This is a genomic window from Streptomyces sp. NBC_00236 (genome assembly GCF_036195045.1).
Lineage (GTDB): Bacteria > Actinomycetota > Actinomycetes > Streptomycetales > Streptomycetaceae > Streptomyces.
Genome location: NZ_CP108100.1, coordinates 7505033 through 7524326 on the forward strand (window position 1 = coordinate 7505033; position 19294 = coordinate 7524326).

A 19294-nucleotide genomic window follows, 5' to 3' on the forward strand; every position below is an offset into this window, starting at 1 on the left:
GAAGACAGACACATGACCGAGAGCACGACCATCCGCTGGGAACAGGACGAGACCGGCGTCGTCACCCTCGTACTCGACGACCCCAACCAGTCCGCCAACACGATGAACCAGGCCTTCCGGGACTCCATCGAGGCCGTCGCCGACCGGGCCGAGGCCGAGAAGGACTCCATCCGGGGCATCATCTACGCCTCCGCCAAGAAGACCTTCTTCGCGGGCGGCGACCTCAAGGACATGATCAGGATCGGCCCCGAGAACGCGCAGGCCGCGTTCGACGCCGGAACCGCGATCAAGAGGTCGCTGCGCCGCATCGAGACCCTCGGCAAGCCCGTCGTCGCGGCCATCAACGGCGCGGCCCTCGGCGGCGGTTACGAGATCGCGCTCGCCTCCCACCACCGCGTCGCCCTCGACGCCCCCGGCTCCCGCATCGGCCTGCCCGAGGTCACCCTCGGCCTGCTGCCCGCAGGAGGCGGTGTCACCCGCACCGTGCGCCTCATGGGCATCGCCGACGCGCTGCTCAAGGTGCTGCTCCAGGGCACCCAGTACACCCCGCAGCGCGCCCTGGAGAACGGCCTGGTCCACGAGGTCGCCGCCACCCGCGAGGAGATGCTGGACAAGGCCCGCGCCTTCATCGACGCCAACCCCGAGTCCCAGCAGCCCTGGGACGTCAAGGGCTACCGGATCCCCGGCGGCACCCCGTCGAACCCCAAGTTCGCCGCCAACCTGCCGGCCTTCCCGTCCAACCTGAAGAAGCAGCTGGCCGGTGCGCCCATGCCCGCGCCGCGCAACATCCTGGCCGCTGCCGTCGAGGGCTCGCAGGTCGACTTCGAGACCGCGCTGACCATCGAGGCCCGCTACTTCACCGAGCTGGTCACCGGCCAGGTCTCGAAGAACATGATCCAGGCGTTCTTCTTCGACCTCCAGGCCGTCAACTCCGGCGCCAGCCGCCCCAAGGGCATCGAGGAGCGCCAGGTCCGCAAGGTCGCCGTCCTCGGCGCCGGGATGATGGGTGCGGGCATCGCCTACTCCTGCGCCCGGGCCGGGATCGACGTCGTCCTCAAGGACGTCTCCACGGAGGCCGCCGCGAAGGGCAAGGCGTACAGCGAGAAGCTGCTCGACAAGGCGCTCTCCTGGGGCCGTACGACCGAGACGAAGCGCGACGAGCTGCTCGCCCGCATCACCCCGACCGGTGACCCGGCCGACCTCGCCGGCTGCGACGCCGTCATCGAGGCCGTGTTCGAGGACACCGCGCTCAAGCACAAGGTGTTCCAGGAGATCCAGGACATCATCGAGCCGGACGCCCTGCTCTGCTCCAACACCTCCACGCTGCCCATCACGGTGCTGGCCGAAGGGGTCTCGCGCCCCGTCGACTTCATCGGGCTGCACTTCTTCTCGCCCGTCGACAAGATGCCGCTCGTCGAGATCATCAAGGGGGAGAAGACCGGCGACGAGGCACTGGCCCGCGCCTTCGACCTGGTCCGCCGGATCAAGAAGACGCCGATCGTCGTCAACGACTCGCGCGGCTTCTTCACCTCGCGCGTCATCGGCCAGTTCATCAACGAGGGCGTCGCCATGGTCGGCGAGGGCGTCGAGCCCGCGTCCGTCGAGCAGGCCGCAGCCCAGGCGGGCTACCCGGCCAAGGTGCTCTCCCTGATGGACGAGCTGACGCTGACCCTGCCCCGCAAGATCCGCAACGAGACGAAGCGGGCCGTCGAGGAGGCGGGCGGCACCTGGCCCGGCCACCCCTCGGACGCGGTCATCGACCGCATGGTCGACGAGTTCGGCCGCCCCGGACGCAGCGGCGGCGCGGGCTTCTACGAGTACGACGAGAGCGGCAAGCGGACCCGCCTGTGGCCCGGACTGCGCGAGCACTTCACGAAGGCGGACGCGGACGTCCCCTTTACCGACATGCAGGAGCGGATGCTCTTCTCCGAGGCCCTGGACAGTGTCCGCTGCCTGGAGGAGAACGTCCTGATCACCGTCGCCGACGCCAACATCGGCTCCATCATGGGCATCGGCTTCCCGGCATGGACCGGCGGCGTGCTCCAGTACATCAACGGCTACGAGGGCGGCCTGCCCGGGTTCGTGGCCCGCAGCCGGGAACTCGCCGAACGGTACGGGGACCGGTTCCTGCCGCCCGCGCTGCTCGTGGAGAAGGCGGAGAAGGGCGAGACCTTCCACGACTGACGACGCTCCCGACGGGCCGCACCACCTCGTGCGCGGTGGTGCGGCCCGTAAGGCTGTCATTCGGCCGCGAAGGCGGCCCGCAGCTCCTCCTTGAGCGAGCGCTGGAACGCGGTCACGAGCGCCTGCAGCACCAACGGCTGCATGTGCGCGGACAGCGACTTCATCGCCTTGAGGTGCTCGGGATCGGACTCCCGTTCCCGGTACGGACCCCACACCTCGTCCCGGAAGAGCCGGCTGAGCTCGTGCGCGACCGAGCGGGTGTGTTCCAGCAGGACCGTGCGGGCGGCGAGGATCGTCTCGTGGGCGATCGGCACGTCGAGGAGCTCCACGCCGAGCCGCAGCAGCCCCGGGTCCACCCGGTACACACCGTCGTCCGCTCCGGACCGCTCCAGCACCCCCATCGCGGCCAGCCGGTCGACGTCCTCCTGCGACAGCGGCCGCCCCGCACGCCGCTCCAGCTCCGCACGGGTCGCGTCCTCCGCCGAATCGGGCGCCCACGACGCCACCAGGGCCCGGTGGATGGCCAGATCGTGAGCGCTCAGGTCGGGCGGCAACTGCTCCAGATATCGTTCGATCGCGGCGAGCGTCATGCCCTGGTGCTGGAGCTCTTCGATGAGCGCCAGCCGGGAGAGGTGCTCGTGCCCGTAGTGCCCCACCCGGCGCGGGCCGATGACCGGGGGCGGCAGCAGCCCCCGGGTGCTGTAGAAGCGCACCGTGCGCACGGTCACGCCGGCGCGTGCCGCCAGCTCGTCGACGGTGAGCTTCGGCTCCTCGCCCTCGGTCGCCATGTCCGCTCCTCGTGTCCGCCTGCTGAAGGGCTGCCCGGTGCATGCGCCCTCCGGTGCAACAGTATTGCTGTCTCACCAATGATGTGAAAGAGCCCGGCTGTCAGTGGGTCCCACTAGCCTGATCCCATGTCCGAGATCACTTACGTACGCGGCGACGCGACCTCCCCCCATGGCAAGGGCGTCAAGCTGATCGTCCATGTCTGCAACGACCTCGGTGGCTGGGGCAAGGGCTTCGTCCTGGCCCTCTCGCGCCGCTGGCCGGAACCCGAAGCGGCCTACCGCCGATGGCACCGGGAGCGCGCGGGCAACGACTTCGGCCTCGGCGCCGTGCAGTTCGTGCAGGTGAGCCCGTACGTCTGGGTGGCGAACGCGGTGGGCCAGCGGGGGATGCGCACAGGGAGCAACGGGGTCCCGGTGCGTTACGAGGCGATCGACCGCGCGTTGGGGGCGGTGGCGGACCGGGCGGCCGAGATGGGGGCCTCGGTGCACATGCCGCGGATCGGCTGCGGGCTGGCGGGCGGGACATGGTCCCGGATCGAGCCCCTGGTCGAGAAGCGGCTGGCCGGACGGGGCATAACGGTGACCGTGTACGACTTCGGCTGAGGCCGTTCGTCCGGATCACGCGGATAGCCTGACGCCGTCAACGCGGCGGGCCGAAAAGGGGTGGGGAATGACGGGTGCCGACGCGCGGGGTGGGGAGCCGGGCCGGGCCGAGTCGGGCGGGCCGAGGGAGCAGGTGGACGCGGCCCTGCTGACGCTGCTGGGGCTCGGACCGGAAGAGGACGCGGTCTACCGCCTGCTCGTGGACCGCCCGGACTGTGAACCGGACGCGCTCGTGGGTCCGTTGAGTGGTGCGGCGGTGGCCGGCGCTCTCGATGAACTCGTCGAACGCGGGCTCGCCAGCGCCCATCTGTCGGATCCTGGAGGTGCGGTCCGCTACCGGGCCGCCTCGCCCGTCCTCGCGCTCGGACCGCTCCTGGAGGCCCGGCGCTCCGCGCTGCACCGGGTCGAGTCGCTCGTGGGGGACCTCTCCGAACGGCACCGCTCCGCGCAGAGGTACGGGGCGGGTGCACCGGTGGAGGTGCTGTCCGGTCCGGCGGCGATCCGGCGACGGTTGCTGACCATGCAGCGTCAGGCCAGGAGCGAGGTGTGCACCATGGTGCCGGCCAGACACGTCCCGGCGATTCTCAGCTTCGAGGACAACCACGACGAGGTGGACACCGAGATGATGAGTCGCGGGGTGACCGTGCGCAGCGTCGTCGAACGGGAATGGCTGGAGCATCCGGCGACCGCGGACATACTGGCCTCGTGTGCGGCGCAGGGCCAGCACATCTCTGTGACGGACCGGCTGCCCATCAAGCTCGCCATCATGGACCGCAGCGTCGCCCTGCTGCCGCTGGACCCGGATCGCGAGGCGGAGCCGGTGGCGCTCGTCGTCCATCGCACCGGGCTGCTGACGGCCCTCGTCTCCCTGTTCGAGGAGCACTTCGACAAGGGCTGGCGGCTGAGTGCGACAGGTACCGAAGACCGCGAGGACTCCCCGGTCGCGGCGATCGACCGGCAGATCGTTGCTCTTCTGCACGTCGGTCTGACCGACGCGGCCATAGCCCGCCAGCTGGGAATGGGGCATCGCACCGTGCAGCGCCGATTGCACGCGCTGATGGACGAGGTCGGTGCGGCGACGCGTTTTCAGCTCGGCTGGTACGCCGCCCGGGCCGGCTGGTTGCCCGAAACATCGGACAACTAGGTCGTGCGGCCCCATTCTTGAGGCGTAATTGTGCCAAGGCGCTTTCACGCCACTGTTAACCCCTGTTCACGCAGCGTCTCATGACGAACGATCGGCACGTCAACGTTCGAGGCGCCCCGACGCCTTGGACGCAGGTGTGCGATGGGGAGGTCCAGTGAGACGAACGAGCATGCTGCGGGTGCTGGCGACCGGGGGTGGTCGCCGCCGCGACCGGCGCGGCACTGATGGGTGCGCCGGCATGGGCGGACGACACCGCCACGGCGCCGGTGGCGGACCCGGCGGCTGTCGCCCCCGCGATGACCAGGGGCCTGGACAGGGCGCCGAGGGCGGGAACACCCGCCGAGGCCGCCAGGGCCCACCTGAAGGCTCACCAGGACACGTACAAGGTCCCCGTTGCCGATCTGCAGACGGTGAGGACCACCAAGGACGGCAAGCAGTCCTCGGTGCGCTTCCAGCAGAAGCACGAGGGTGTTCCCGTCTTCGGCGCCCAGTACGCCGTGCAGACGCAGGCGGCCGACGGCGGCCAGCGGATCACCTCCGCCACCGGCACGCTCTACACGGACCTCACGGTCTCCACCACGCCCACGGTGGGCGAATCCGACGCGAAGCATCGGATGTTCACCCTCGACCGGGGCCTGTCCGACGTGCAGGACGCGAAGACCGAGGCGCATGGACTGTCCGTGCTGCCCGATGCCCAGGGCGGCAGGCTCGCCTGGCACTTCACCGTCACCGGCGGCAAGACGAACGGCAGCCCCGTGCGTCAGGAGGTGTACGTCGACGCCCGCGTGGGCGGCATCGCGCTCTCGTACAACAACATCGACGCTGCCGACGCCTCGCCTGCCGAGGGAACGGGCGTGCGTGTCGATGGCAGCGAGACGAGGCTGGACGTCAACAAGGAGACGGACGGCTCGTACACGCTCGTCGACTCCACACGCTCCATGTACCCGCTGACCGGCGGACAGATCCGCACGTACGACGCGAAGCGCAAGAACTACACGCTCGTCGCGAACGGTCCGGTCACCGACGACATCCCGCTCGGCACCTCGGCGACCGACCGCTTCGACGGCGCCAACACCGCGTCGGGCGCCGTGGACGCGCATCTCAACGCGCAGAAGGTGTACGAGTACTACAAGAGCCAGATCGGCCGCGACGGCGTCGACGGCAAGGGCGGAACGATCTACTCCGTCGTCAACGTCGCCTCGGGCGGCAAGGACTACGCCAACGCCTTCTGGGACGGCTCCAAGATGGTCTACGGCCACATGGACGGCGTACCGCTCTCCGTCGGCCTGGACGTCGTCGGTCACGAGATGACGCACGGCGTCACCGAGCACTCCGCCGGGCTCGTCTACCTCAACCAGTCGGGCGCGCTCAACGAGGCGATATCCGACTACTTCGGCAACGCCATGGAGACCGCGGACAAGGGCATCGCCATGAGCGACCCGACCTCCGGACTCATCGGTGAGTACCTCTGCAACGGCACCAAGCCGCTGGAGGACTGCGCGCTGCGCGACCTCAACGACGGCCGCAACGCGCAGAAGGACTACGAGCCCATCACGCTGGACATCGACAACGGCGGAGTGCACTACAACTCCACCATCGTCGGCGGCGCGCTGTGGGACATGCGCAAGAGCATCGACAGCAAGCTCGCCGACCGGATCATCTACCGGTCCGCGCAGAACTACCTCACGCCGCTGTCCGGCTTCACCGACATGCGGAACGCGGTCGTGCTCGCAGCCGAGTCGCTGGACGTCTCGGCGGCCGATCTCGCCGCCATCGGCAAGGCGTTCGACGGCCACGGCATCGAGGACGGCTGGGAGCACAAGGGAAGCACCCAGGACGGCACCGTCCTGGGCACCGGCGTCCTGCCCGCGTACGAGGTCTACAGCGGAGTCGACGAGCAGGCCGCACAGATCAACGGCGACGTCTACGCGATCAGCCACGGCGATGCCATCGCCTGGGACCAGGGCAGTGCCGCCTTCGGGATCACGGTGGGCCGCTTCGACAAGCAGCCGACGCACGAGCTGGCCGAGAAGGACGCCTACCTGCTCGACCCGTCGCTGGACGACGACCGCATCGTCTTCACGCGCATCACCGGCGACTCCATCGGTGTGTACCAGTCCGGCTCCAAGGGCCAGGGCGCGATCAAGAAGCTGGTCGACACCCCGGACGCGGACGAGACGGAGCCGGTGACGGACAACGGCGCGCTCGCCTACATCAGCACCACCGCCGACGGCGAGCAGGACGTCATGCTCCGCAAGGCGGACGGAACCACGGTCAACGTGACTCCGGAGGCCGGGTCCAAGGCCGCCCGGCTCACGATGAAGAACGGCCACGTCGCCTGGGCCGGTGGCGACGGCGACACGATCTACCTGTACGACGCTGCCACGGGCACCACGCAGACGAAGCGGATTCCGGGCTGGCTCTTCAACTACGTCTCGGACATCCAGTTCACGTCCGACCGCGTCTTCTGGCGCGAGACGGGCGGCTTCCTCCTCCCGAGCACCCACTTCCGGGCAGCGCCCCTCGACGACCTGTCCAAGGCGGTGGAGCCGGCCTTCCCGAAGGGCACCGCCATGGCCCAGTTCTCGGTGAGCGACGACTACTTCGCCTACTCGACCTACGACGTGTGGGGTGCCCTCGGCTCCTGGAGCGGGCCGGGCAAGGCGTACGTCTCCACCACCGCCGACCTCCTCGCCGGCCTCGACAACTTCAGCCGGGTCTCCTGCTCCTCCGGCGCCCAGCTGGCCCCGTCGCTCGGTGACGGCCAGCGCGTCGCCTGGCTGGACACGAGCGCCGCGGACACCGACGTGGTGACCCGCGAGACGTTCGCCGGGACCTGCGAGTAGCCGCAGAACGCCCTTCGGCGGGGCGCCCACCGGAACTCCGGTGGGCGCCCCGCTCGCGTTGATACAGGGCTACGGGGCAAGTCGCTCCGTAGCAACTCCTATGGTGGGGGCAGACGGCGGCACGGGGAGGGCCCATGACGGCACGGAGCACGAGCAGCGACGGGACGGGGCTCGCCGTGACGCTCGGCGCGACGCCGCCCTCCGACGCGCTGAGCGAGCAGATCCTGGATGCCGCACGCGAGCAGTTCATGACCTTCGGGCTGCGCCGCTCCACCGTCGACGACGTCGCCAAGCGCGCCAAGGTGTCGCGGGTGACCGTGTACCGGCGGATCGGCAACAAGGACAGCCTCGTCTCCGCCTGTCTGCTGCGCGAGTACCGCCGCTTCCTGCTGGAGGTGGACGACGCGGTGGCCGCGCTGCCGACGACGGAGGACCGGCTCGTCGAGGGCTTCGCCGCGGTTCTCCGCCACATCAGGGAGCATCCGCTCATCGGCGGTCTGCTGCGGCTGGAGCCCGAGACCATGCTGCCCTTCCTGACCCTGGAGAGCGGACCGGCCCTCCTCGCCATTCGCGACTACCTGGCCGACCGGCTGCGCGACGCCCGGCGCGCGGAGGGCCGCCCGGTCAGTGATCCGACCCCGGTCGCCGAACTGATGGTGCGGATCACCGTCTCCTTCCTGCTCAACCCCGTCAGCTGTTTCGAGCTCGACGACGAGACCCAGGTGCGGGAGTTCGCCCGTTGCTATCTGGTGCCGCTGCTCGGGGCCGGCTAGTACCACCGGCGGGCACGTCCGTCTCGTCGGCCAGCGGTTCCAGCGGGCGGTTGCGGGCCCAGTGCGGCCCGAGGTCGTCGAGCCGCCAGCCGAAGGGGTACGAACGGGGCTGTGGTCGCGAGGGGAAGCGGCGCGGCCGGGCCGGAAGCCTTCGTACGCACCGGGCGCGCAGGCGCAGGGCCGCCGACGCCGAGGCCTGTGCCCACCTCGGCTGTGGCCGGAAGCCCAGCGCCGTCAGCAGCGGCTCGTCCAGCAGCGCGAGCGAGAACCTCGCCACCAGGGGCCGTAACGGACGCGGATACCAGCTCGCCATGGTGCGGAAGGTGGCGTTGGCGACCCGCCGGTTCGCCGGGTCGTACGCGAACATCTCCGCCTCGTACGAGTCGAGTAACGCCTCGAACCCCTCGTACGTCTCCGGCGCGCCCTCGATCCCCATGACCGCCGCCATTTTGCGGCCGGTCTCCACCAGCGCCTGGATCTCCTGCGGGCACAGGGGGCGCCAGCCGTACCGGTCGATCCAGCGCTTCGGCCCCACGACGGTGGTCGCGAGGACATAGCGGAAGTCCTCGTTCGGGATGCTGTACTTCCCGTGGATCCGGTTCAGATGGCGCGCGGCCGCCCGCCCGCGCTCCGAGTCGAAGCCGTCGGCCGCCATCTCGTACCCCATCAGCACCGTGTCGTCGTACCTCTTCTGCCCGGCGCGTTCGAACTCCTGGGTCCGGTCGAGGAGCACGGAGATCCGGGGGACGCCGTAGTCCCGGAGGAAGGCGACGCTCACGCCCTGCCGGTAGTCCCAGGGGAACTCGTACTGGGAGATCAGCCGAAGGATCTCGGCATAGTCGCGTGCCGGATCCATCCGGCGTATCTCGTGCAGGCGGCTGTATCGGCCCATGGTGCGCTCTCCTGTCCGTGTACCGACTCCCTGCGGGGACCGCTGCCTTGTGCTGCTGCTGTCGTACGGATCAACGCCCTTGATTTCTAAGGAATGTGATGGCCCGTTCGGTCGGTGGGAGTCAAAGTTACAAATACTATTGACTTGTTTCACCGACCTCGTCAACACGGCCGACGTGGACTGTTCCACGGGGTCGGTGCGCAGGGCGCCGGACGCGCTCGCATACTGGATCACGCAGGGGGCCGGGCGCCGGACCGTGCGCCCGCCGACCGTCGGGAGCACCGCATGATCAGTGAGAGCGCCAGGGGTGCTGAGCCGGTACCGCCCCCGCCCGGAGGTGTGCTGTGGAGCCTGTCCGGTGACATCCGGGCCCTGCTGATGCTGCCGGCCGCACTCACCCTCCAGGTCGCCCACCCTGCGGTCGGCGCGGGCGTCGACGAGCACTCCGTGTTCCGTACGGACCCGTGGGGCCGCGGGGAACGTTCGCTGAGCTCGCTCCAGCTCTGGGTGTACGGGGGCGAGGAGGCCGCGGAGGAGGGGCGCAGGCTCCGCCGGCTGCACCGCACGATCCAGGGCACCGACACCCGCGGCCGCCCCTACCACGCCCTGTCACCGGCGAACTACGCATGGGTGCACGCGACCGGGTTCCCCGTGTACCGGCACGGGGCGCGGTACCTCCTGCGGCCGCTCGGCCGGGACCAGGAACGGGCCCTGTACCGGGAGTGGCTCCAGGTGGGCCGCGTGCTCGGGATCCACGACCGGGACATGCCGCAGACGATCGAGGAGTTCTGGCCCTACTACCGCGGCATGCTCGCCGACGAGATCGAGCGGACCGCCGTCGTCGGGGAACTCGTCGACACCGGCGCCCCGGTGCCCCCGCCGGACCGGGGCCCGTTGGCTCTCCGGCTGCTGCTGAGGGCCCTGTGGCCGGTGCTCCTTCCGCCACTGGCCCGCTTCCGCGGGTTCCTCACGGTCGGGCTCATGCCGCCGGACGCGCGCGAGGCGATCGGCCTGGAGTGGACGGAGGCCCAGGAGCGCAGGCTGCGGCGGTTCTGTGCCGTGGTGCGGGTGGTCGTGCCGGTGCTGCCGGAGAGGCTGCGGTATCTGCCGCGGGCGCGGCGGGCCCGGGCGGCCCGCCGGGAAGCGATGCGGCGCGGTGGCCGCTGAGCGTGCTGGGCCGGCTCATCGGCCACGGGGCGGCGCGGGTGTGCGGCGGCGCTGTCGTACGGAGGCGTGGCAGCGCAGGCGCGCGGCAGTGCTGTCACGCGGAGGCGCGGCGGATCAGCTCGGTCGGGATGATCACCGAATCGGCGGCGGTGTGCCCGTCGTTGAGTCGCTCCATCAGGAGCCGGACCATCAACCGCCCCATTCCCTCCACATCCTGACGGACCGTCGTCAGCGGGGGATCGGTGGCCTCGGCCACCGACTCCAGATCGTCGAACCCCACCAGGGCCACATCCTGCGGGACCCGGCGCCCGTGCTCGCGCAGCACCCGCAGTGCGCCGGAGGCCATCAGGTCGTTGGCGGCGAAGACGGCGTCCAGTCCGGGGCGCCGCTCCAGCAGTTGCGCCATCGCCCGCGCCCCGCCCTCGGTGGTGAAGTCGCCGTCCGCGACGAGGGCGGGGTCCCCGCCGGGCAGCACGTCGGCGTAGCCGTCGATCCGGTCGAGGGCCGACGTCTGGTCGCGCGGGCCCGCGATGTGCGCGACGGCCCGGCGGCCGAGCGACACCAGATGGCGCACTGCCTCACGGGCGCCGCCGCGGTTGTCGCAGTCCACATAGGGGACCGCGAGCTCGGATGCCGCGCCCGGCCGTCCCGGGCGGCCGCCGTAGACGGCGGGTACCCGGAACCGGCGGATGACCGAGGGCAGTTCGTCATCGGTGTGCAGCGAGAAGGCGAGCACCCCGTCGACATGCCCGCCGGCCAGGTAGCGGGTGACCCGCTCGAAGTCGCCGCTGCCCTCCACCAGTAGCAGGACCAACTGAGCGTCATGAACGGCCAGTTCACGGCTGATGCCACGGATGTGCTGGGAGAAGAACGGGTCGGAGAAGATCCGGGCCTCGGGTTCGTCGATGATCACGGCGACCGCGCCGTTGCGCCGCGTCACCAGGGTGCGGGCCGCGTGGTTCGGAATGTAGCCGAGCTCCTCGACCGCCTTGCGGACCCGGTCCACGAGCGGCTGCCGCACCCCCGCGCCGCCGTTCACCACCCGTGAGGCGGTCGCCCGGGAGACTCCGGCGCGGGCCGCCACCCCCTCCAGTGTGGGGCGCGCGTCGTGAGGGGGACCGGGGGTCGGACCGGGCAAGGGACGCTCCTGGGAGGCGCGGGACGAGGCGGGGGCGGCGGTGGGCGCGAACCTCGTCACCTTAGCCAGGGCGCGGCCACCTGGTCAGCGGAAAGGTCGATGGTGAACGCCACCCGGTCGAGTCCGGGGCCGTCGTAGTCCGGCTTCACCGCGGAGGCCGTGAAGCCGAGCCGGGTGTGGAACGCCTGTGAGGCCGTGTTCTCCGGGCTGGTGATGCAGTGCACGTAACGGCGCCCGTGGGACCGGGCGACTGCGAAGAAGGCCTCGTAGAGGGCGCGGCCCACGCCTTGTCCGCGCAGGGCCGGGTCGACGCCGACGAAGTGCACATAGGCGGCTTCGGGTTCGGTCTGCGACAGGAAACCGACCAGGAAGGCGGCCACCTCGCCACCGTCGCGCGCGATCAGGAAACCCGTGGTCGTGAAGTGCTGGAAGTACAGCCGGGGCAGCAGCAACGCGCGTTCTGTCGCCCCCGCTTCCCCCTTGAGCCCGCCCCACCACGAGTCCAGTACGGCGAGTACGCGGAGATGGTCGTCCTCGGCAAGATGCCGGGCCGCCAGGCCGGCGGGAAGGTCATCGATCATCCGGGCAGTCTGCCATCCCGCGTGAGAGGCGTCGCGTACACGGTCGCGCGACGCCTTCTGCGGACCGGCGGGCGGCTGAACCCCGCGCAGGTCTGTCGCGCGGGCCACCGTAAGGGGTACCTTCCGCGCATGCCGATACGCGTACGGGGCGCGGCCCGGCGAACGGACCGATGACCCGACCCGGGCCGAACCGCCCCCGCAGGCCCTCCGGCCGGGCCCGCGTCGTCCGTGCCCTCACCCTGACGACCGTCGCCGTCGCCCTGGTCGCCGCGCCCTCCGAGGCGGCGCACACCCCGCCCCGTACCGGCTTCGAGTCGGCCGCCGGTGCGCGGTGGACCAGCGCGGACGAGGAACGTTCGCTGCTCATCGCCGCCGACCGCCACAGCGACCGGGTGAGCGTGGACCGCATCGGTACGACCGGGCAGGGACGGCCCCTGCGCCTCGTCAGGATCGGCGGCGGCCGCCCGGCCACGCTCACCGTGCTGCTGGTCTGCGGCCAGCACGGCGACGAACCCGCCGGCCGCGAGGCGTGCCTGACGACGATCCGCGACCTCGCCTACGCCACGGACCGGGCGACCCGCGCCTTCCTCTCCCGTACCGAGATCCTCGTCCTGCCCACCGCCAACCCCGACGGCCTGGCCGCCGGCACCCGCGGCAACGCCGACGGACTGGACGTCAACCGCGACCACATCGCCCTGCGGACCGCCGAGGCCCGCGCCCTCGCCGCCGTCATCAGGGACCGCACCCCCGAAGTCGTCGAGGACCTCCACGAGTACGACGCCACCCCGCCGTACTACGACAAGGACCTCTACGTCCTCTGGCCCCGCAACCTCAACACCGACGAACGGGTGCACGACGCATCCGAGCGTCTGGTCGAACGCCATGTGCGGCCGGCCGTGCTGGACGCCGGGTTCAGCAGTGGCCGCTACGGGGTCTGGACCGACCCGCTGACCGGCGGTCCGCTCAAGCAGACCGCGGGGGACGGACAGGAACGCATCCTGCGCAACACCGCAGCCCTCAAGCACGCGGTCGGCCTGCTGGTGGAGTCCCGCGCGGACGCGCTCTCCGGCGCCGAGCGGGCCGATCCCGCCGTGGGACAGCGCCGGCGCGTCCGGTCCCAACGTGCCGCACTCACCGCACTCTTCGCCTACGCCGACGAAGAGCGCGACCGCATCCGCGCCGCCACCGCGCGGTCGCGTGCGGCAGGGTTCGCCGACCGGGGGCCGGTGTTCCTCGGGGGAGCGGACAACGAGGCGGCGGAGCCCGGTGAGATCCTCGCCGACCCGCCCTGCGGCTACCGGCTCACGGCTGCCCGCTACGCCGAGGTGCGGGACGAACTGGCCCTGCACGGCGTCACGTCCCGGCCCGACGGTGACGGTGTGTACGTACCCCTGCGGCAGCCCGCCCGGAGGCTGATTCCGCTCCTCCTGGACCGCAGGGCGACATATCACCTCACAAACGGTCAACCCGATACCGCTTGTTGATCCCGGGAGATGCACACCACGTGTGGTACTGCCTACGGAGAGCGAAATTCTCAGCTTCCGTGAAAGGTGCCATTCGTGTCGCAGGACGATCAGAGAACGGGCGGCAGGGGGGATCTGTCGGTGACGGCGGATCTGCCCGGCGATCCGACCCAGGGCCGGCGCCCCACGACCGACCGGGTGGTGTTCGGAGTCACCGCGGCCCTCACCCTCGCCTTCGTGGTCTGGGGAGCCACCGCCACCGACTCGCTGGAGGACGTGTCCGACACGTTGCTCAACGGGCTCCTCCACAACGGTGGTTGGGCCTTCATGCTGGCCGCCAGCGGATTCGTGGTCTTCGCCCTCTGGCTCGCCATCAGCAGGTACGGAAACATCACCCTCGGCCAGGAGGGTGAGGAGCCGGAATTCAGGACCGTGTCCTGGGTCGCGATGATGTTCAGCGCCGGCATGGGCATCGGCCTGATGTTCTACGGGGTCAGCGAGCCGCTGGCGCACTTCACCGACCCGCCGCCCGGCACCCACCCCGCCGACGCCGCAGAGGCGATGCAGACGGCGATGGCCACCACCCTCTTCCATTGGACGCTCCATCCCTGGGCGATCTACGCGGTGGTCGGGCTGGCCATCGCGTACAGCACCTTCCGGCGTCGCAGGCGCCAGACGATCAGCGCGGTCTTCGAACCGCTCATCGGTGCCCGCCACGCCCACGGCGGTTTCGGCCGCCTGATCGACATCCTCGCCATCTTCGCCACCCTCTTCGGCTCGGCGGCCTCGCTGGGCCTGGGTGCCCTCCAGATCGGCAGCGGATTCCAGGAGCTGAACTGGCAGGAGAAGACGGGCACCGGGTTGCTGGTCCTGATCATCGCCGTGCTGACCGTCGCCTTCGTCGCCTCGGCCATCTCCGGCGTGGAGAAGGGCATTCAGTGGCTGTCCAACATCAACATGGTGCTCGCCCTGATCCTCGCCGTCTTCGTGTTCATCGCGGGTCCGACGATCATTGTGCTGGATCTGCTGCCCACCTCGCTCGGCGCCTACCTCGGTGATCTGCCCCAGCTCATCGGACGCACCGAGGCGACCGGCGAGGGCAAGGTGGCCACGTGGCTGGGCAGCTGGACCGTCTTCTACTGGGCCTGGTGGATCTCCTGGACGCCCTTCGTCGGTATGTTCATCGCCCGGATCAGCCGGGGCCGGACGATCCGCCAGTTCATCGGAGGCGTCATCCTGGTGCCCAGCACCGTGAGCCTCGTCTGGTTCGCGATCTTCGGCGGAACGGCGATCAAGCTTCAGGAAGCCGGCAGGCTGAGTGGGGCGGACACTCCGGAGGCCCAGCTCTTCGGCGTACTGGACCAGTTCCCGATCGCCACGGTGATGAGTGTCCTGGTGATGGTTCTCGTCGGCATCTTCTTCGTCTCGGGCGCGGACGCCGCCTCCATCGTGATGGGCACCCTCTCCCAGAAGGGCATCCTCGAACCGGGCAAGTGGGTCGTCATCTTCTGGGGCGTCGTCACCGGTGCCGTGGCGGCGATCATGCTGCTCATCGGCAACGGCAAGGGCAACGCGCTGGAGGGTCTGCAGAACCTGACCATTCTGGTGGCGGCGCCCTTCACCATCGTGATGATCGGCATGTGCGTGGCCCTGATGCGGGACCTGCGCGAGGACCCGCTGATCGTGCGTCGAGAGTTCGGCGTGGAAGCCGTCGAGTCCGCGGTCATCGAGGGGCACGCCAAGTACGACGGCGACTTCGAGATCCGGATCGGCCCCGGCGGCAGCCAGATCACCACCGAGCACCACGACAAGCCCGGCGGTTCGACGGCCGCAGGCGACTGAACCGCGTCCTGCCCGCCACCCGGCGACGCGATCGAACCGGGTCCTGCCCGGTACGCGGCGGCTCAGCCCACCAGTTGGGCCGCCGCCTGCGCGCACCCCAGGGCCACCGTCACACCCGCGCCCCCGTGCCCGTAGTTGTGCACCAGGCGCCCGCCGCCGGGCAGCGACCCGGCCTCGATCCGCACCCCCGCGTCCCGGGCCGGCCGCAGCCCCACCCGGTGCCCGAGGACCCGCGCCCGGGCGATCTCCGGGCGGACCCGGGCGCACCGGGCCACGATCTCGCGCGCCGTCCGGGAGTCGGGCACCGTGCTCCAGTCATCGGTGCCCGCCGTGCCACCGAGCACCAGCCGGCCCGGCTGCGGGAAGAAGTACGTCGTCTCGCTCGACGCCGGATCCGCCTCGGTGAACCACTCCTCGATCCCCGGATTCTCCACCAGCACCAACTGACCGCGCACCGGCCGCATCCCCGCGTCCGGGACCAGCTCCCGGGCGCCGAGCCCCGCGCAGTTGACCACCGTCGCCGCCTGGGCGGCCGGCTCGGCGAACGAGGTGACGTCGCGCCGCTCCACCGATCCGCCGGCCGCCCCGATCCGCTCCTCCAGCCAGGCCAGATGGACCGGCATGTCGATCAGCGGCAGCCGGCACCGCAGCCCCTCGGCGGTCTCCACCACACCCTTCAGCTGCCGCGCCCACGGCCCGAGCCCGTCGAGCCGCTCGCCCCGGTGCATCCCCTCGACGAGCCGCACGCCGGTCTCCCGCGGACGGGCGGCCAGCTCCTCGTACCACCGGAGCGAGGTCAGCGACCAGTCGCCCACCCGGTCCTGCGGCTCGATCCGGTAGGGCCACCACAGAGCGCCCGCGACCGCCGACGTCGTGGCCGCCGCCGGTGCCGCGGACCAGACCCGCACCCGGTCACCGCGTTCCGCGAGCACCATCGCCGTGGTGAGGCCACTGATCCCACCGCCCACCACGATCACATCCGCCACTGCCGCCCCGCCGTTCCCACTCGCTCTGTCCGCACTCATGGCCGGACGCTAACGGAATTCCCTCCTTGCGTGCTCAGAAGGGTCTCCGGGCGGGAATACTTGCGTCATGTCCGCCCCGTACGCGACCTTCGGCCTGGCACCCGCCATGCGGGCCGGCGGCGTCCTCGCCAACGGTGACCACCAGGTGCACCGGGACTTCATGGACTTCCTCGTCGACGGCCGCCCGCTGCTGTTCCGTCTCTCCGACCTCGACGCCGTCTCCCCGCTCGCCTCCGACGTACCACCGGCGATCTTCACCACCCATGTGCGCCGGCTGCTCCTCGAAGCCGAGGCACCGCTCGCCGGCGGACGTTATGTGATCTACGGCTGCCCCGAGTGCGAGAGCATCGAATGCGGCGCGGTCACCGCCGTCATCGAACGCGACGGCACGGACGTCGTGTGGCGGGACTTCGCCTGGCAGACGTACGAGTCCGTCGATCCGGAGCGGGGCGGCTACCGGGGCATAGGGCCGTACCGCTTCGACGGCGAGCAGTACCGCCGGGAGCTGGAACGCCTCCTCCCGCCCTCCGGCCCTGCCGCCCCGGCACCTGCCCCCGTCGCCCGCCGCGTCCTGCTCGTCGGCGCCCGCGTCGCCGTCCTGGCACGGCTCGCCGCCGCGCTGCGCACCATCGGCATCGGCGCCGACATCGCCACGGACGCCGACCGGGTCGCCGCAGAGGAACTGCGCGCCTACCCGGCCGTCGTCTTCGGCCCCGCGGTCAGCGGGCCGGAGCGCACCGCCGTGCGGCAGGCCTTCGAACGGATCGGCGCGGACACCGCGTACGTCGACGGGCTACTTCCGGTCGTCCCCGTCCTCGTGGCCCAGGTCGAGCACGCCCTGGACCGGGGCGCCCCCGCCCAGCGACGGCTGGTCCGGCTCGACGCCACGGACGGCGGCACGGCCACGGTGGAGGTCACATCGGCCTGCCGGGTCAGCCTGGTCGCGTACCGCATCGACCGGCTGTCCCGGCCCCGCGCCCAGGAGGTGTTCAGTGGTTTCCTGGAACCGGGTGAGCACCGGATCCCGCTGGACGCACGGTCGGTGAAGGGCCGCGCCTGCCTCGTGGCACGTACGACGGGAAGCGTGCTGACCGCGCCCGTGGCGCACGGCTGAGGGGGCCGCCGGCCGCCCACGAGGGGCACCGGCGGGCCTGACCGCCCGGGGCGGTCCGGCGGCCGATTAGGATCGGCACCCTGATGACTGCCACTCTCGTCGCCAAGGACCTCGCCGCCGGACACGGCGACCGCACTCTCTTCGCCGAACTCGACCTCGTGGTCGCGCCCGGTGACGTGATCGGTCTCGTCGGAGTCAACGGCGCCGGTAAATCGTCGCTGCTCCGGCTGCTCGCCGGGCTCGACCAGCCGGAGGAGGGCGAGCTGCGGCTCTCCCCGCCCACGGCCACGGTCGGCCACCTGCCGCAGGAACCGGAGCGCCGCCCCGACGAGACCGTGCGCGCGTTCCTGGCGCGCCGTACGGGTGTCGCCGACGCCCAGGCGACGATGGACACCGCCACGCAGGCCCTCGTGGACGGGGCGCCCGGGGCCGACGACGCGTACTCCGAGTCGCTGGAGCGCTGGCTCGCACTCGGTGGCGCCGACCTGGACGAGCGGGCCGAGGAGATCGCGGCCGACCTCGGCCTCACCGTGGGACTCGACCTGCCGATGACCGCGCTCTCCGGCGGCCAGGCCGCCCGCGCCGGACTCGCCTCGCTCCTGCTGTCCCGCTACGACGTCTTCCTCCTCGACGAGCCCACCAACGACCTCGACCTGGACGGTCTGGAACGGCTGGAGCGGTACGTCTCCGGGCTGCGTGCCGGCACGGTCGTCATCAGCCACGACCGCGAGTTCCTGATGCGCACGGTCACCAAGGTCCTCGAACTCGACCTCGCCCAGCAGCAGATCAACCTGTACGGCGGCGGCTACGCGGCCTACCTGGAGGAGCGCGACCGGGCCCGCAGGCACGCACGTGAGGAGTTCGAGGAGTACGCGGACAAGCGCTCGGCGCTCGAAGGCCGGGCCCTGATGCAACGTTCCTGGATGGACAAGGGCGTCAGGAACGCCCGTCGCAAGGCCGGCGACTCGGACAAGATGGCCCGCAAGTTCCGCAGCGAGTCGAGCGAGAAGCAGGCCGCGAAGGCCCGGCAGACCCAGCGCATGATCGAGCGCCTCGACGTCGTGGACGAGCCGCGCAAGGAGTGGGAGCTGCGGATGGAGATCGCCTCCGCGCCCCGTTCCGGTTCCGTCGTCGCCACCCTGCGCGAGGCCCGGGTCGTCCTCGGCGACTTCGCCTTCGGGCCTGCCTCGCTCCAGATCGACTGGGCGGACCGGGTGGCCATCACCGGCGCCAACGGGGCCGGCAAGTCGACCCTGCTCGCCGCCCTGCTCGGGCGCCTTCCGCTGGACTCGGGGCACGCGAGCCTGGGCTCGGGTGTGGTGGTCGGCGAGGTCGACCAGGCACGGAAGCTGTTCCACGGCTCGGAGTCGCTCCTGGAGGCCTTCTGCGCCGCCGTCCCGGACACGGAACCTGCCGAGGTCCGTACGCTGCTCGCCAAGTTCGGCCTGCGCGCCGACCATGTGATGCGCCCGGCGACCACGCTCTCCCCGGGCGAGCGGACCCGCGCGGGGCTTGCGCTCCTCCAGGGCCGCGGCGTCAACCTCCTGGTGCTGGACGAGCCCACGAACCACCTGGACCTGCCCGCGATCGAACAGCTGGAGTCGGCGCTCGACTCCTACACCGGGACGCTGCTGCTGGTCACGCATGACCGCCGGATGCTGGAGGCGGTCCGCACGACGCGCCGCGTGGAGGTGGCGGAGGGCCGCCTGACGGAGATCTGACCCGCCGGACCCC

Annotated in this window: 15 protein-coding genes; 10 read left to right on the forward strand and 5 right to left on the reverse strand. The window is 71.0% G+C overall.

Translation table 11 applies throughout. From position 1 onward, the window contains the following. Nucleotides 1-12 precede the first annotated feature (12 nt). Nucleotides 13-2184: a 3-hydroxyacyl-CoA dehydrogenase NAD-binding domain-containing protein gene (locus OG446_RS33420; RefSeq protein ID WP_328897534.1), complete on the forward strand. Its 2172-nt coding sequence runs from the start codon at nt 13-15 to the stop codon at nt 2182-2184. A 56-nt stretch (nt 2185-2240) separates the two neighbouring features. On the opposite strand, the gene OG446_RS33425 is transcribed toward OG446_RS33420, so the two are convergent. Further along, entirely contained in the window at nt 2241-2972 is a 732-nt protein-coding gene (locus tag OG446_RS33425) for a MerR family transcriptional regulator (protein ID WP_328897535.1), read from the reverse strand. Nucleotides 2973-3098: 126 nt separating this feature from the next. On the opposite strand from OG446_RS33425, the gene OG446_RS33430 reads away from it, so the two are divergent. The 4 genes from OG446_RS33430 (at nt 3099) to OG446_RS33445 (ending at nt 8338) form a co-directional block, all read left to right on the forward strand. Then, nucleotides 3099-3575: a macro domain-containing protein gene (locus tag OG446_RS33430; protein WP_328897536.1), complete on the forward strand. Its 477-nt coding sequence runs from the start codon at nt 3099-3101 to the stop codon at nt 3573-3575. A 67-nt stretch (nt 3576-3642) separates the two neighbouring features. Beyond that, nucleotides 3643-4719, forward strand: coding sequence for a helix-turn-helix transcriptional regulator (locus OG446_RS33435; protein WP_328897537.1), 1077 nt, complete (start codon nt 3643-3645; stop codon nt 4717-4719). A gap of 194 nt (nt 4720-4913) precedes the next feature. Further along, nucleotides 4914-7565, forward strand: a complete 2652-nt coding sequence (locus OG446_RS33440) for a M4 family metallopeptidase (RefSeq protein ID WP_328897538.1) — start codon at nt 4914-4916, stop codon at nt 7563-7565. A gap of 134 nt (nt 7566-7699) precedes the next feature. Next, entirely contained in the window at nt 7700-8338 is a 639-nt protein-coding gene (locus OG446_RS33445) for a TetR/AcrR family transcriptional regulator (RefSeq protein ID WP_328897539.1), read from the forward strand. Here the strand turns inward: OG446_RS33445 and OG446_RS33450 are convergent. Then, entirely contained in the window at nt 8256-9230 is a 975-nt protein-coding gene (locus tag OG446_RS33450) for an oxygenase MpaB family protein (RefSeq protein WP_328897540.1), read from the reverse strand. The genes OG446_RS33445 and OG446_RS33450 overlap by 83 nt on opposite strands. Before the next feature lie 285 nt (nt 9231-9515). Between OG446_RS33450 and OG446_RS33455 the strand changes: the two genes are divergently transcribed. After that, nucleotides 9516-10397, forward strand: coding sequence for an oxygenase MpaB family protein (locus OG446_RS33455; RefSeq protein ID WP_328897541.1), 882 nt, complete (start codon nt 9516-9518; stop codon nt 10395-10397). Between the two features lie 94 nt (nt 10398-10491). Here OG446_RS33455 and OG446_RS33460 read toward each other — a convergent pair whose 3' ends face one another. Continuing rightward, entirely contained in the window at nt 10492-11535 is a 1044-nt protein-coding gene (locus OG446_RS33460) for a LacI family DNA-binding transcriptional regulator (protein WP_328897542.1), read from the reverse strand. 56 nt (nt 11536-11591) lie between these two features. Further along, nucleotides 11592-12116, reverse strand: coding sequence for a GNAT family N-acetyltransferase (locus OG446_RS33465; RefSeq protein ID WP_328897543.1), 525 nt, complete (start codon nt 12114-12116; stop codon nt 11592-11594). Nucleotides 12117-12286: 170 nt separating this feature from the next. Here OG446_RS33465 and OG446_RS33470 point away from each other — a divergent pair, with 170 nt between their 5' ends. Continuing rightward, a complete protein-coding gene (locus OG446_RS33470) occupies nt 12287-13600 on the forward strand; it encodes a M14 family metallopeptidase (protein WP_328897544.1) in 1314 nt (437 codons plus the stop codon). Between the two features lie 75 nt (nt 13601-13675). After that, the gene (locus OG446_RS33475) at nt 13676-15421 is read left to right on the forward strand and encodes a BCCT family transporter (protein ID WP_328897545.1); all 1746 of its coding nucleotides are present in this window, start codon (nt 13676-13678) and stop codon (nt 15419-15421) included. Nucleotides 15422-15483: 62 nt separating this feature from the next. On the opposite strand, the gene OG446_RS33480 is transcribed toward OG446_RS33475, so the two are convergent. Next, entirely contained in the window at nt 15484-16446 is a 963-nt protein-coding gene (locus OG446_RS33480) for an FAD-dependent oxidoreductase (RefSeq protein WP_328897546.1), read from the reverse strand. Nucleotides 16447-16513: 67 nt separating this feature from the next. Between OG446_RS33480 and OG446_RS33485 the strand changes: the two genes are divergently transcribed. Together OG446_RS33485 and OG446_RS33490 are read left to right on the forward strand one after the other, a co-directional pair. Further along, the gene (locus OG446_RS33485; RefSeq protein WP_328897547.1) at nt 16514-17560 is read left to right on the forward strand and encodes an oxidoreductase; all 1047 of its coding nucleotides are present in this window, start codon (nt 16514-16516) and stop codon (nt 17558-17560) included. Between the two features lie 83 nt (nt 17561-17643). After that, a complete protein-coding gene (locus OG446_RS33490) occupies nt 17644-19281 on the forward strand; it encodes an ABC-F family ATP-binding cassette domain-containing protein (RefSeq protein ID WP_328897548.1) in 1638 nt (545 codons plus the stop codon). Nucleotides 19282-19294: the final 13 nt, after the last annotated feature.

Coding starts and splice junctions, on each gene's coding strand:
- OG446_RS33420 (WP_328897534.1), top strand. CDS start 13: ATGACCGAGAGCACGACCATCCGCTGGGAACAGGACGAGACCGGCGTC.
- OG446_RS33425 (WP_328897535.1), bottom strand. CDS start 2,972: ATGGCGACCGAGGGCGAGGAGCCGAAGCTCACCGTCGACGAGCTGGCG.
- OG446_RS33430 (WP_328897536.1), top strand. CDS start 3,099: ATGTCCGAGATCACTTACGTACGCGGCGACGCGACCTCCCCCCATGGC.
- OG446_RS33435 (WP_328897537.1), top strand. CDS start 3,643: ATGACGGGTGCCGACGCGCGGGGTGGGGAGCCGGGCCGGGCCGAGTCG.
- OG446_RS33445 (WP_328897539.1), top strand. CDS start 7,700: ATGACGGCACGGAGCACGAGCAGCGACGGGACGGGGCTCGCCGTGACG.
- OG446_RS33450 (WP_328897540.1), bottom strand. CDS start 9,230: ATGGGCCGATACAGCCGCCTGCACGAGATACGCCGGATGGATCCGGCA.
- OG446_RS33455 (WP_328897541.1), top strand. CDS start 9,516: ATGATCAGTGAGAGCGCCAGGGGTGCTGAGCCGGTACCGCCCCCGCCC.
- OG446_RS33465 (WP_328897543.1), bottom strand. CDS start 12,116: ATGATCGATGACCTTCCCGCCGGCCTGGCGGCCCGGCATCTTGCCGAG.
- OG446_RS33470 (WP_328897544.1), top strand. CDS start 12,287: ATGACCCGACCCGGGCCGAACCGCCCCCGCAGGCCCTCCGGCCGGGCC.
- OG446_RS33480 (WP_328897546.1), bottom strand. CDS start 16,446: ATGAGTGCGGACAGAGCGAGTGGGAACGGCGGGGCGGCAGTGGCGGAT.
- OG446_RS33485 (WP_328897547.1), top strand. CDS start 16,514: ATGTCCGCCCCGTACGCGACCTTCGGCCTGGCACCCGCCATGCGGGCC.
- OG446_RS33490 (WP_328897548.1), top strand. CDS start 17,644: ATGACTGCCACTCTCGTCGCCAAGGACCTCGCCGCCGGACACGGCGAC.